At 42.1% G+C, this 12,854-nt stretch carries 14 protein-coding genes; 4 read left to right on the top strand and 10 right to left on the bottom strand.

Going from position 1 to position 12,854, the window contains the following annotated elements:
• Window positions 1–38: 38 nt before the first annotated feature.
• Window positions 39–632 carry a riboflavin synthase gene (locus RB622_RS14520; RefSeq protein WP_308047284.1) on the bottom strand — a complete coding sequence of 198 codons (594 nt, stop codon included), beginning with the start codon at window positions 630–632 and terminating at the stop codon, window positions 39–41.
• 206 nt (window positions 633–838) lie between these two features.
• On the opposite strand from RB622_RS14520, the gene hisB reads away from it, so the two are divergent.
• From hisB to RB622_RS14540, 4 genes are all read left to right on the top strand, one after another.
• The gene (gene hisB, locus RB622_RS14525; RefSeq protein ID WP_308047285.1) at window positions 839–1,963 is read left to right on the top strand and encodes a bifunctional histidinol-phosphatase/imidazoleglycerol-phosphate dehydratase HisB; all 1,125 of its coding nucleotides are present in this window, start codon (window positions 839–841) and stop codon (window positions 1,961–1,963) included.
• Between the two features lie 369 nt (window positions 1,964–2,332).
• Entirely contained in the window at window positions 2,333–2,608 is a 276-nt protein-coding gene (locus RB622_RS14530; protein WP_308047286.1) for a hypothetical protein, read from the top strand.
• A gap of 137 nt (window positions 2,609–2,745) precedes the next feature.
• On the top strand, window positions 2,746–3,390 hold the full coding sequence (gene can, locus RB622_RS14535; protein ID WP_308047287.1) for a carbonate dehydratase: 645 nt from the start codon (window positions 2,746–2,748) through the stop codon (window positions 3,388–3,390).
• A gap of 44 nt (window positions 3,391–3,434) precedes the next feature.
• Window positions 3,435–5,012 carry a SulP family inorganic anion transporter gene (locus RB622_RS14540; protein WP_308047288.1) on the top strand — a complete coding sequence of 526 codons (1,578 nt, stop codon included), beginning with the start codon at window positions 3,435–3,437 and terminating at the stop codon, window positions 5,010–5,012.
• A gap of 73 nt (window positions 5,013–5,085) precedes the next feature.
• Here the strand turns inward: RB622_RS14540 and RB622_RS14545 are convergent, their stop codons facing one another.
• From RB622_RS14545 to RB622_RS14585, 9 genes are all read right to left on the bottom strand, one after another.
• Window positions 5,086–5,565 (bottom strand): hypothetical protein, encoded by a 480-nt coding sequence (locus tag RB622_RS14545; RefSeq protein WP_308047289.1) that lies wholly within the window; start codon window positions 5,563–5,565, stop codon window positions 5,086–5,088.
• 20 nt (window positions 5,566–5,585) lie between these two features.
• Window positions 5,586–6,026 (bottom strand): hypothetical protein, encoded by a 441-nt coding sequence (locus RB622_RS14550; protein WP_308047290.1) that lies wholly within the window; start codon window positions 6,024–6,026, stop codon window positions 5,586–5,588.
• A gap of 55 nt (window positions 6,027–6,081) precedes the next feature.
• Window positions 6,082–6,624: a sigma-70 family RNA polymerase sigma factor gene (locus tag RB622_RS14555; protein ID WP_308047291.1), complete on the bottom strand. Its 543-nt coding sequence runs from the start codon at window positions 6,622–6,624 to the stop codon at window positions 6,082–6,084.
• Between the two features lie 238 nt (window positions 6,625–6,862).
• On the bottom strand, window positions 6,863–7,819 hold the full coding sequence (locus RB622_RS14560) for a transketolase C-terminal domain-containing protein (protein ID WP_308047292.1): 957 nt from the start codon (window positions 7,817–7,819) through the stop codon (window positions 6,863–6,865).
• A 21-nt stretch (window positions 7,820–7,840) separates the two neighbouring features.
• Window positions 7,841–8,413 carry a hypothetical protein gene (locus RB622_RS14565; RefSeq protein WP_308047293.1) on the bottom strand — a complete coding sequence of 191 codons (573 nt, stop codon included), beginning with the start codon at window positions 8,411–8,413 and terminating at the stop codon, window positions 7,841–7,843.
• Window positions 8,407–9,363 carry an AAA family ATPase gene (locus tag RB622_RS14570; RefSeq protein ID WP_308047294.1) on the bottom strand — a complete coding sequence of 319 codons (957 nt, stop codon included), beginning with the start codon at window positions 9,361–9,363 and terminating at the stop codon, window positions 8,407–8,409. Before RB622_RS14570 ends, RB622_RS14565 begins: the two co-directional genes overlap by 7 nt.
• A gap of 64 nt (window positions 9,364–9,427) precedes the next feature.
• Window positions 9,428–10,285: a transketolase gene (locus RB622_RS14575; protein WP_308047295.1), complete on the bottom strand. Its 858-nt coding sequence runs from the start codon at window positions 10,283–10,285 to the stop codon at window positions 9,428–9,430.
• A 132-nt stretch (window positions 10,286–10,417) separates the two neighbouring features.
• Complete coding sequence (gene bcp, locus RB622_RS14580) at window positions 10,418–10,876, bottom strand: thioredoxin-dependent thiol peroxidase (RefSeq protein WP_308047296.1); 459 nt, start codon at window positions 10,874–10,876, stop codon at window positions 10,418–10,420.
• A gap of 2 nt (window positions 10,877–10,878) precedes the next feature.
• Entirely contained in the window at window positions 10,879–12,831 is a 1,953-nt protein-coding gene (locus RB622_RS14585) for a M23 family metallopeptidase (RefSeq protein WP_308047297.1), read from the bottom strand.
• Window positions 12,832–12,854 lie beyond the last annotated feature (23 nt).

Below are 12,854 nucleotides of genomic sequence, written 5' to 3' on the forward strand. Positions count from 1 at the left end.
CGGTAAAAATAGAAGGAATATTTCAAGATGCAAATAACCTATGCGGTATGTGCCCCCAGAATCCTTTGTATGTATTTCCCCAGAATATCAAATTCGAGGTTTATGGTATCGCCTTCTTTTAACTGGTGAAAATTCGTAAACGCATGGGTATACGGAATAATGGTAACCCGAAAAGCATTGTTCTCTGAATTAAAAACGGTAAGACTAACCCCGTTAATGCAGATGGAGCCTTTTTCGACCGTTACATTCCCTAATGTGGCATCGTATGTAAAGTCATACAACCAGCTGCCGTCTCTTTCTTCCACGCGCGTACACGTACCTACCTGGTCCACATGCCCTTGTACAATATGTCCGTCAAAACGGCCGTTTGCCGGCATACAACGTTCCAGATTAACTTTGCTTCCTTCTGCCAACTTTCCCAGACTGGTCTTTTTCAAAGTTTCTTCCACGGCCGTAACCTGATAAGTATCTTCTTTAATCGACACAACCGTAAGGCAAACACCATTGTGGTTAAGGCTCTGATCAATTTTCAGTTCCGGAGTTAACGTTGAACGTAATGTGAAAGTTTTGTTCGTACCTTCTGTTTCAACTTTGATAACCTCTCCTATTGTTTCTACAATACCTGTAAACATCCTGCAAAAAATGAATTGATTTCTCCCGTAAATGTACAACTTCTTTACACACCTTTTTGTTGCCGCAGGCCCTATTCCTATTATTTACTTCCCTTATCGCTTTTCAATCCCATATAGTTTACGAACTTTGTGCCGGTTAACTGGCATTCGCCTTTCTCCTGTACCCAAGTTTGTATAAACAGTTTGAGCCTAAGTGTCCTATTTTAATGAAAAAAGTATTATTTATTGATCGCGACGGAACGATCATCGTCGAGCCGCCAACAGATTTTCAGGTTGATTCTCTTGAAAAATTAGAATTTTTACCAAAAGCAATTTCCAATCTTCGCAAAATAGCGGAAGAAACGGATTACGAACTGGTCATGGTAACCAACCAGGACGGACTTGGTACAAGTTCTTTTCCTGAAGACACTTTCTGGCCGGCGCAAAATAAAATGCTTCAGACTTTAAAAGGGGAAAATATAGACTTTGCTGCGATCCATGTCGACAGAAGTTTTCCCGAGGATAACCTTCCGACAAGAAAACCCGGAACAGGATTGTTGCAGGCTTATTTTTCGGATGAATACGATCTGGCCAACAGTTATGTGATCGGAGACCGACTGACGGATGTCCAGCTGGCAGTTAATCTGGGTTCAAAAGCCATTTTTATCGGCTCCGAACTTGCCAAAGACGGTGTTTCGGAAGAAATGAACGCTGCCGTCTCATTTGTCTCGCAAGACTGGGATGCTATTTATGAGCATTTGAAACTGCCTGCAAGAAAGGCTTCGGTGGAAAGAAACACCAAGGAAACACAGATCAAAATTGAATTAAACCTGGATGGAAGCGGAAGATCCGACATTCATACCGGACTAGGATTTTACGACCACATGCTTGACCAGCTGGCGCGCCATTCAGGAGCCGACCTGACGATTCATGTGGAAGGCGATTTGCATATTGACGAACATCACACCATTGAAGATACGGCCCTGGCACTGGGCGACGCTTACCGGATTGCCATCGGCGATAAACGCGGTATCAGCCGTTATGGATTTTTATTACCCATGGATGAAGCCCTTGCGCAGGTAGCGATCGATTTCTCCGGCCGGCCCTGGCTGGTATGGGATGCAGAATTTAAAAGAGAGAAAATTGGAGAAATGCCAACGGAAATGTTTTACCATTTCTTCAAATCCTTTTCTGACACCTCATTATCCAACCTGAACATAAAAGTTGAAGGCCAGAACGAACATCATAAAATTGAATCAATCTTCAAAGGTTTTGCAAAAGCCATAAAAATGGCTGTCCGCCGTGACCTTAAAGCACTTGATTTTATGCCTTCTACCAAAGGGGTTTTATAATTTTTTATAGCTGGCGGACAGGCGTTCGCTTTTTTTCTTTATTTTTGTCGAAATTCAAACAAGACCTAATCAGATATCATTATGTATATGACGATCATTATGATAGCGTTTTACCTGGTTCTTTTAACTTCTGCTTTTTTAGTAGGACGTTGGTTAGAGAACCACGAAAAAAGCTACAAGTCTTAAAAAAAAGGGAAGTTTTTACTTCCCTTTTTTTTACCGTTCATCAAATAAGGCTTTGTTAAAAAATACCAATTCTATAATTTTGGCATACTAATAGGGGAAAATCGAACGTTTTAGCGGTATTCCCTGTTAATTTTAACATTCACCATTACCATTTGCGTTTTGTTTAAAACACTTTGCCTGATATTGCTTACGACCTTCCTCATCTGCAAAGCCGCAGATGTAGCAAGTCTTCTGTTGGCTAAGGATAAGGCAAAGGTTGTTTGTAACACCGGTACTTGCGATAATGAAAATGCCGAAGAAACAGAAAAGATGGTCGATGATCAGCTTATGATCGAATCACATCTTTCTTATAATAAAATTGCAGTTTCAGTTATTCTAAAAACTGTATTCTCCTACACCGTAGTTTGTGAAAACGAGATTTACCGAAATCTTGTCTCACCCCCTCCCGAATTTGCCTAAGTTATCTATCGATTTTTTGTACTGACATTTCAATGCCAGGCAGGATTATGTCCCATTTCGTTCCGAATTGGCACTAACCACTTTTATTCAGCTTTATGCTGTTTATTTTCTTCCAACGATAAATAATTTAGACGATCATGATCAATTCATATAGAGAGCTTTTCAGCAATAACAAAAAATGGGTAAAGGAAACCACAGACCAAAATCCTGATTTCTTCAAGAATCTTGCCGCAGGGCAATCACCGAAGTTTTTATGGATAGGCTGTTCCGATAGCCGTGTTCCTGCCAATGAAATTACCGGCACGATGCCGGGAGATATATTCGTACACAGGAATATTGCCAACATGGTGATCCACACGGATATCAGCATGCTTAGCGTGCTGGATTACGCGGTTAATGTGCTGGAAGTAAAACATATTATTGTTTGCGGTCACTATGGCTGCGGGGGCGTTAATACCGCCATGGGCAACAAGCAGGTCGGCCTGATCGACAACTGGCTTCGCCATATCAAAGACGTGTATCGCTTCCACGAGGCTGAATTGAACGCAATTACAGACCCTGCCAAAAGAAGCGACAGACTGGTAGAACTGAATGTTCAGGAGCAGGTTTATGATTTAACCAAAACTTCTATTGTTCAGAATGCCTGGGCCAATGGTAAGGCTCTTCAGGTTCACGGACTTGTGTACGACATCGCCAACGGTATTCTCAAGGATCTCGACATCACCGTTGAAGATTCGAAAGAAATCGTAGGCGTGTACAAGTTAGAAACGGTGGACGTGTAATCTAAAATATCAAGTAACCGTAATTCATTTTTTGAATAGCTCCCATGTCAGACAATAAGAAAAATCTTTTTTCAAATCTTAAATACGATTTTCCCGCCGGGCTTGTCGTATATCTTGTTGCCTTGCCGTTATGCCTTGGCGTTGCACTGGCCTCAACCGGTAGACCCGACCTCCTTTTTTCCGGCATCATAGCCGGCGTGATCGGTGGAATCGTGGTAGGTTTTCTCAGCGGATCAGCCCTCGGCGTAGCGGGCCCTGCCGCCGGATTGGTGGTTATTGTACTCACCGCAATTGAAACGCTTGGCAGCTTTGAAGCATTTTTGCTTGCCGTCGTCATTGCCGGATTGATACAAGTTATTGCAGGGTTCTTGAATGCAGGAATTATCGGTTATTACTTCCCCTCTTCTGTGATTAAAGGAATGCTGGCAGCCATTGGTATTACTTTAATTTTAAAGGAAATACCTCATGCATTCGGATACGATGCAGATTTCATGGGTGACCAAGCATTCGCGCAGAAGGATGGTCAAAATACTTTTACAGAAATATATAACGCGATAAGATACAGCAGTACCGGGGCGATCATCATTTCGGTCATTTCACTTGGCTTGATCATTCTTTTTGACAGGCCATTCATGAAAAAAATTCAGCTGTTTAAATTCTTGCCAGGGGCACTGTTTGTTGTAATCATCGGTATTGTGCTCAACTTGCTTTTTGGCGCTTTTTATCCCGAAATTGCTATGAGCGGCGAACATTTGGTACAGCTGCCGGTGGCTTCAAATCCATCCGAGTTCCTGAGTTTCTTTAAGACACCGGATTTCAGTGCATTTACCAAGATAGAAGTATATACGGTGGCTTTCACACTGGCTATTGTGGCCAGTCTCGAAACGCTTTTGTCCGTGGAAGCGACGGATAAGCTGGATCCGTACAAGAGAAATACCCCTACCAGCCGTGAGTTGAAAGCACAAGGTGTTGGAAACATGCTTTCCGGGCTGATTGGCGGACTTCCGATTACCCAGGTGATTGTACGGAGTTCTGCCAATATTGCATCCGGAGGAAGGTCCAAAATGGCCACCATGGTGCATGGGTCTATCCTCTTGGTTTCTGCCATGTTAATTCCGCGATATCTGAATTTTATCCCGTTGGCTTCCCTTGCCGCCATTCTTTTGATGGTTGGTTATAAGCTTTCCAAGTTCTCCCTTTACCAGGGCATGTATAAGTTGGGGAGAGAACAGTTTATTCCATTTTTCGTGACCGTTATTGCCATCCTGAGCACCGACTTGCTAAAAGGAATTGCGATTGGTATGGTTGTGGCGATCTATTTTATCCTGAGAAAGAACTACAAACATTCTTACCATTATAAAAAAGAGGAACACAGAGACGGAGAAGTTATTACACTGGTTCTTTCAGAAGAGGTGACATTTTTGAACAAAGGAAGTATCGGGCTTACGCTTGATCACTTACCGGAAAATTCGAAAGTTATTATCGATGGTTCCAAGTCTCTGAATATCGACTACGATGTACTGGAAATTATCCAGGAATTCAAAGAGCATTCTGCTCCGATGAAGAATATCACTGTGGAAACAAAAGGTATCAGATCTGTTTCGTCTGTCGGCGGACATTAAGACCAGCAACATATAAATGAAAAATCCCCGCAAGAAATTATTCTGCGGGGATTTTTCGTTTCATGAAGACCTGTTATTCGTTAGGTTTTTGCTCCTTGCGCTGTTTCAGACGCTGAATAAGCATGTCGTTGAATGTCCGTTCGGCTTTATACAATTCGATAACCTGGCTGGCGGAAACAACTTTTAGAAAGCGGGTTTGATATTCCTTTTCAAGATCCAGTTCTTTTTGTTTCAGTTCCTGGACTTCCTTGAGGTTATTCAATACCTGTTCATCTGTTTTGCCTTCGGCCTTTTTATCATTGATAATCTTACGCTGAGCACGATGAATTTCTCTCCTTTTTTGGGAATATTCATTGTAAACCGGCCAAAACCCGGTCGCCTGCTCAGGTGTTAAATTAAGCCTGTTTGTAATAATGGCTATTTTTGCATCCTGAATCCGCTGCATCTCTTCACCCGACGGACGTTGCGCCCAGGCGGCTGCCGCTGTAATAAGCGTAAACAGCAGCATCAAACTTATTCTCTTAACGTTGGTCTTATTCTGTAATGGGTTCATTTTTGTTAGGTCATTAAACGTCAAATTTGCTCAGAGCCGGAAACCGTTTCAAGGACTTGCTGACGGATAAAATCTTCGTCCAGGCCATCCAGATAATACAACACAGTTGAATCTGTATCAAAAGCTTTTTGCACGACCTGATGTTCGCTTAAGTCATAATAACTGATGTTCTGATCTTCCAGATAATTGATAATCGAGGCGTCACTGATTTTGCTGAGCGGCTCCTGCCCCAGAGATCCCTGACGTTCCGGAAATGTTACCCAAACCATAACGAGTAAAAAACTCATCGCAGCAACCAGTCCGACCGACCTTTGCCAGGTCCAACGGATCAGCGGTCTGCGAACTGCCTCATTAGGAATTCTTGACTGAATTTGTTGAGGTAAATTTTCAAAATAGCCATCAGGTACTACAAAAGGCGTTTCCTTTTTTAGATCGTCTAACCGTATGTGCTTTTTGTCCATGACTATACGTGTTTCTTTGTCTTACTAATCTTTGACTTAACGACTTACAAATGGTTTAATCTGTTTCGTTTAAAAAGTCTTCTATTTTTTTTACGGCCCAGTGATACGATGCTTTTAACGCGCCTACCGACGTACCCGTAATCTCTGATATCTCATCATAAGGCAGCTCCTCATAGTATTTAAGGTTAAATACGAGCCGCTGTTTTTCCGGTAATTTCAATAGCGCCTTTTGCAGCTTTAATTGAATTACATCCCCGCTTACCAACGGATCCGCTTCCAGCTTTTCACTTAATTCATTTTCAACATCATAAATAGGCACGAAAAACCGCTTGCGTTTTTTATTCAAAAAGTTAATCGCCTCGTTGCTTGCAATGCGGTATAACCAGGTATAAAATTTTGAGTCTCTTCTAAAATTATCCAGCGCCGTCCATGCTTTTATAAACACATCCTGTGTGATATCATTAGCGTCATCATGGTCGACCACCATTTTCCGCACCAGCCAATACACCTTTTGCTGGTACTTACGCACCAGTTGATTGAAAGCGTTTCTCCGCGTTTCGGGGTTTTCAAATAAAGCTAATAATTCTTCGTCAGACATTTAATACTCAGTCCTAGTCTGATTGTTTCATAAAAGGCCAAATCGAAATTGATTCTACCTTTTCAAAATACAACGGTGGTTATCGATTCTACTCTAAAGAATCAATAATAGTCTATTTTTTTGTCCAGGGCAAATAAAATTTGAGTCTTGTACATAAGCAGAACGTTATCTTACTTAGATACAAGACTCAAAGGCATTCCGGTTCCCATGGCTACTTTAATTTACCATGCCGTTCATATTATTTTTTACGGGCAATGGCACGTTTTGCAGCAGCAACGATGTCAGCAGCCGTCAAGCCGTATTTTTCCATCAATTGTGCCGGTGTTCCACTTTCACCGAAGCTGTCGTTGACAGCAACATATTCCTGAGGAACCAGGTCATTTTTAACAATTACCTGCGCAACGCTATCGCCCAATCCGCCCAGACGGTTGTGTTCCTCAGCCGTAACTGCACAACGTGTTTTCGCGATAGATTTAAGAATCGCTTCTTCATCAAGTGGTTTGATGGTGTGGATATTGATAATTTCAGCACTGATACCTTCTGCTTCCAATTGCTCACCAGCCTGGATTGCTTCCCAAACCATGTGGCCTGTTGCGAAGATACTTACATCAGTTCCTCCACTTACCATCCATGCCTTTCCGATTTCGAATTTCTGATCAGCGTCAGTGAAAATTGGAATAACAGGGCGTCCGAAACGAAGATAAACCGGTCCTTCGTAATCAGCGATAGCGATCGTCGCAGCTTTAGTCTGGTTGTAATCGCAAGGATTGATTACAGTCATACCCGGAAGCATTTTCATCATTCCGATATCTTCAAGGATTTGGTGTGTTGCACCATCTTCTCCCAAAGTAAGACCCGCGTGCGAAGCACATATTTTTACGTTTTTGCCTGAATAAGCAACGCTCTGACGGATCTGGTCATAAACACGGCCCGTAGCGAAGTTGGCAAAAGTAGTTGCAAAAGGAATTTTACCACCGATGGTCAAACCAGCTGAAACGCTGATCATGTTTGCCTCAGAGATACCGCACTGAACGAATCTTTCAGGATTTTCTTTAATGAAAGGTTCAAGTTTCAAAGAGCCAACAAGGTCAGCACAAAGTGCAACCACGTTAGGGTTCTTCTGACCAAGTTCATGCATTCCGGCACCAAAGCCTGAACGGGTATCTTTTTTTTCGGTGAAGGTGTATTTTTTCATTATGAATTTATTTGCGAATTCTTAATTAATGACTGTTAAAGACTCTAATTTATTTGTAAAATATTTTGCGCTGGGACAATCCGGATGCCCGGAAGCATTTCTAATTGTGAACCCATTGCTAATCATAATTCTTGCAAAAACTTTCTTATCCCCAATACCTCTTTTGGTATAATGAAGACGTAATCCTTTTAACGTCTCGAAAGGGGACATTTCCTCCTCGGGTTTATCAAAATAGAAATCTTTTGATTCTAATATTTTACCCAGGGTATCCGTGTCCGCCAGAAACCATGACTCAATAGCCTGAATAGCAATTACTTTTACAATATCGTCATCCGACATAATTTTCGTTCTTGCTTCTTCAATACTCTGACAATCATCAAGATCCCTTAATATCAAAATAATTTCGGCACCTTTATCCCTTAATATCCTGACATTACTTTCTACTTTATCGCGGGTAAGATTGTCTTTGCTTCCTGCTACGATTACTTCGTGTACAAATTCGAGGTTATGAACTTTGAGATATTCCTGAAAACCATCCGATTTTAAAATGATCTTTTCGGTATGCCCTTCCGTTATAAACCCAATTTTCACCACGGCGTTCCTCCTCCCAAAGCGCCCGAAAGCCAGGCTTCGTCAGTTGGTAAGCCATGAAGGTTCATACCCTTTGTCTGTTTAATCTTTGTCTCGCCGTTTACTTTATCAACCAAAATAATTTCATCCGGCGTCAACGCCTCAACCAATGATTGAGAATGCGTATTTAACCAGATATAGTGTCCCTTTTCTTCACAAGCATTTCTAAATAAAGTCACCAATTCTTTTATGACAAAAGGATTAAGACCATTCTCAGGTTCTTCAATGCAAAGAAATTGAGGTTCATCCGATTGATAAACTGCGGTTAATAGACAAAGGATATTGTATGTTCCGTCGGAAATTAGGTTTTTATTGAAAGGCTTTTTCGAACCTTTTTCATAAATCAAAAGAGTGTCTGTTCCACCGATGTTATCAGAGTGAATTTCTACTTTTTCAAACTCCGGAACGAAAAGTTGAAGATATTCTGTAAGTTCTTCATTCTCTTCTTGCAATAAGCGTTTCAAAACTTTTTCAAGATTAGTGCAAGCAAAATTTAGTTTCGATGAATCCGAATAATTAATTTTCTGGTAATCTACTTTACCAACAAAATACCTCGAAAATGACCTAGAAATTTTTCTAAATATATCCTTTCTGTCAAACGAATTAAGAGACCCCTCCTCAGCAAATTCATCGGAATAGTAATACTTGACCTTTGTATTTAAACTAAATTCATCTGATTGTATTATGAACTTTCCATATAGATCATCAATACTTTTGTTTTGGATATTTTCAGCCGAGCCAAAAGTTCTTAATCTATCTAATTCCTCACTCCAGAGAAAAAACTCCAAAGCCTCAAAAATATTCGACTTCCCTACCCCATTCGCGCCGACAAATACCGTAAAGGGATTTGGCTCGACGATTTCGAGATCGACTAGAGATTTGAAATTCTTAATATGTAGCTTCTTTATTTTCACTTATCAGGTAACAAATTATCTAAACTGCAAGCTGATTGCTGACAGCCGAAAGCTGACTGCCTTATCAATAATCCCCCATCGACTCTTCCAACTGAGCCAATGCTGCTGCCAATTGCTCGTCATTTGGCGCAACACCGTGCCATTTGTGGCTTCCCATCATGAAATCTACGCCATAACCCATGCCTGTGTGCAGGATGATCATCACCGGCTTGGCATGTCCTGCCTTGCTTTTCGCTTCGTAAAGTCCTTTTACAACCGAAGCCATATCGTTACCTTCTTCCACCGTCATTACTTCCCATCCAAATGCTTCATATTTAGCGGCAAGATCACGGTTGTCCATTACTTTCGCAGTAGGTCCGTCGATTTGCTGACCGTTTAAATCAACGATTGCAATCAGGTTGTCTACTTTGTGGTGAGGAGCAAACATCGCTGCTTCCCAAACCTGACCTTCCTGCTGCTCGCCGTCGCCCATCAGGACGTAAACAAGACTATTATCATTATTAAGTTTCTTGGAAAGTGCCGCTCCGATCGCCACAGACATCCCTTGTCCCAATGAACCGGAAGCGATACGAATACCTTCCAGATGCTCATGCGGTGTCGGGTGTCCCTGAAGTCTTGAATTAAGTTTACGGAATGTTGCCATTTCCGCCACAGGGAAATATCCTCTGCGGGCTAAAACGCTGTACAACAAAGGAGAAATGTGGCCATTAGAAAGGAAGAACAAATCTTCACCCTGCCCATCCATTTCAAAAACGACTTTGCCGCCCTTTTCATTCAGTTTCATGCGTTCGAAATACAACGCTACTAATAAATCAGTACAACCCAAAGATCCTCCCGGATGCCCCGACTGGCAGCCATGTACCATGCGAACGATATCCCGGCGAACTTGTGCTGCTACTTTTTCTAATTGTTCAATTTCCATTTCTCGATTTTATTATTATTATTTTTTGGAGTGTAATACAAGTGGACAAAGCATTTCGGCGCTTCTCCCATGATTTACATCATAAACGCGATGCGAATTACGGATTAAAAACCAGTAATGGATGACTTTTAATTAGTCATTTTTACTCAAAATTTGATCAGTATGGTTTTTAGTATCCACTTTCTGAATAATTTCAGAAATAACACCATTTTCATCTATGACGAAAGTTGTGCGTGCTGTCCCCATATAAGTTCTGCCATACATGTTTTTTTCTACCCAAACATCATACGCCTCAACGATCGCATGGTCAGTATCAGCCAGCAATGGAAAGGGAAGATCAAATTTTTTGATGAACTTCAGATGCGACTTTTCATCATCAACGCTTACGCCTAACACGGCATAACCTTTATCCAAAAGCGCACCATAATTATCCCTAAGGTTACATGCCTGGGCAGTACAACCGGGTGTATCGTCTTTGGGATAAAAGTACAAAATAACCTTTTTCCCTTTGTAGTCAGACAGTTTTACTTCATTGCCACTTTGATCTTTTGCTAAAATTTCCGGTGCGGGATCGCCAATCTGAAGAGCCATATTTATTTTCTTTTTCGTTTTTTGGGTGTAGAAACCAATTCGACCAAATCCGTCTGCAAGATAGTACTATTTCCGGCGCCGTCTGTAATTTCAAGCGTGAGTTCTCCTTCAAAAAGTTGGGACGCATCCATTTTTTCAGACCAGATATATCCTGTTTTTGCTTCGTAGTTCATCAATATCCATTCTCCGTTGATCAATGCCCTGAAACGATCAATGCCGGACATGCCGTCGCTGATATAAGCCCGGATTCGCTTTTTGCTGTGCTCAACCAGTCGAACCCTTGGCGGAATTGTATCGGTTTGCACTACAAACGTTCCGAGTTCCCGCGTTTTGAAAGTGATTTCATCGCCTTTCCATTGCCCTCCGATAAACCTGTAACTATATCCGGAATACCGGTAAATTCCGCTTCTTTCCTTATTAGCCGGTGTTTCTTCCGGTCGGAACGTGACCGTTACATAATCCCGGAGTGCGGTTCCTTTGTCATTAATGGTCAGCGCGTTGTAATTCTGCTGGCCCGTCAGATACAGCGTGTCAAACAAACTGGTCGCCTCAAAATTTACCGACCAGCGGTCTGACTTATACACTGCCATTTTACCCGGCGCAATCTTCGTCCTTAAATAGGTCCGGGCCGTAGTATTTCCAATCCGAACCGAATCAGGAATATACTGTCTCAAATCAGCAAGAAATACCGCCGACTCATTTTCATATAAATCCGGTACCTTTTTAACCTCTTTACCAGCCACGAAAAAGGTAGCCAGCGGCAGGGAACTCCGATAATATTTCGCGCGAACTTTCAGCGTGTTGCCCACGATCTCCGTCTGTATCCATTCAGGTTTGACTTCAACATCATAAACAGGCAAAGGCGGATTGGCAGCTTCTCCTTTGATGCTAAATGTCAGCAAAGAAGAATTCTCATAAGAGTCAAAAACCTTGATTTTGACTTCATGCGTCAGTGTGTCATTGATAAAAATTTTTCCTTTATAAGCGCCCGTTTTATACAGATCAAACTGGTTTCCATCCGGCACGTAACATCTGAGATAGCGCTGGCCGGTTTCCTGTTCCGTTTCGTAATCGATCAGGTTATTGTAATCACGCGTTGCAGCATTCGGGAAAACCTCCATGTTGTAGGCAAAAACTTCCTCATCATCCATCTTGATTTCCACGCATTGCAAACCATACCGGAAGCCGGTCCCGGTCATCATATCGTGGGCGAGCAATTCCAGTCCCACAGTTCCGGTGGCGGTAACCGTACCCGGAATCCGGAACGAACCGTCTTTCTGACGAACCGGTGTATAAGTCTGCCTGTCAAACCTGCCATTTACTCTGGTGTTGATATCCATCGGACGAACGGCCAGACTGACAAATTTTGGAGGCGTTACGTCTTTTATTTCACTGAAACCAAAAAACAACGGATTCAGATAATTATCCTGCGCATCTCGGATTTCAAAATGCAAATGCGGTCCGGCCGACCCACCTGTATTTCCTGAAAGGGCAATTAACTGTCCTTTTCTGAAAGCATATTTACCCGGCTCCGGGAACAAATCGATTTCAAAAGTCTGCTTTTTGTACTGTTCACTTCTCACATAAGCAGCAAGCGAATCGCTGAATTTTTGTAAATGTCCGTAAACGGTCGTTTGCCCGTTCGGATGTCGGAGATAGATTACATTCCCATATCCGCTGCGCTGCACGGCCACTTTGAAAACATATCCCTCGGCCGCTGCATAGACCGGCAAACCTTCCACTTGCTGCGTACGTATGTCTACCCCTGCGTGAAAGTGATTACTGCGTAAATCGCCCAGCACGCCCGCAAGCGAATTGGAAAGTCCGGGTCTGATCGGAAATTGATAATATCCTTTGGGATAAGATTGCTTTTGTGCTGAAACCGAAAAAATACAGCACAAAGAAAATAAAAGTAATAAACCGGTATGTCTGATAACCAGATTGTTATATTGCATGAACTTAAATCCTGATAAATGAA

It is taken from the genome of Dyadobacter sp. LHD-138, from assembly GCF_030929615.1.
In the GTDB taxonomy this organism is placed as follows: Bacteria; Bacteroidota; Bacteroidia; order Cytophagales; family Spirosomataceae; genus Dyadobacter.

Coding starts and splice junctions, on each gene's coding strand:
- RB622_RS14520 (WP_308047284.1), bottom strand. CDS start 632: ATGTTTACAGGTATTGTAGAAACAATAGGAGAGGTTATCAAAGTTGAA.
- hisB (WP_308047285.1), top strand. CDS start 839: ATGAAAAAAGTATTATTTATTGATCGCGACGGAACGATCATCGTCGAG.
- can (WP_308047287.1), top strand. CDS start 2,746: ATGATCAATTCATATAGAGAGCTTTTCAGCAATAACAAAAAATGGGTA.
- RB622_RS14540 (WP_308047288.1), top strand. CDS start 3,435: ATGTCAGACAATAAGAAAAATCTTTTTTCAAATCTTAAATACGATTTT.
- RB622_RS14545 (WP_308047289.1), bottom strand. CDS start 5,565: ATGAACCCATTACAGAATAAGACCAACGTTAAGAGAATAAGTTTGATG.
- RB622_RS14550 (WP_308047290.1), bottom strand. CDS start 6,026: ATGGACAAAAAGCACATACGGTTAGACGATCTAAAAAAGGAAACGCCT.
- RB622_RS14555 (WP_308047291.1), bottom strand. CDS start 6,624: ATGTCTGACGAAGAATTATTAGCTTTATTTGAAAACCCCGAAACGCGG.
- RB622_RS14560 (WP_308047292.1), bottom strand. CDS start 7,819: ATGAAAAAATACACCTTCACCGAAAAAAAAGATACCCGTTCAGGCTTT.
- RB622_RS14575 (WP_308047295.1), bottom strand. CDS start 10,285: ATGGAAATTGAACAATTAGAAAAAGTAGCAGCACAAGTTCGCCGGGAT.
- bcp (WP_308047296.1), bottom strand. CDS start 10,876: ATGGCTCTTCAGATTGGCGATCCCGCACCGGAAATTTTAGCAAAAGAT.
- RB622_RS14585 (WP_308047297.1), bottom strand. CDS start 12,831: ATGCAATATAACAATCTGGTTATCAGACATACCGGTTTATTACTTTTA.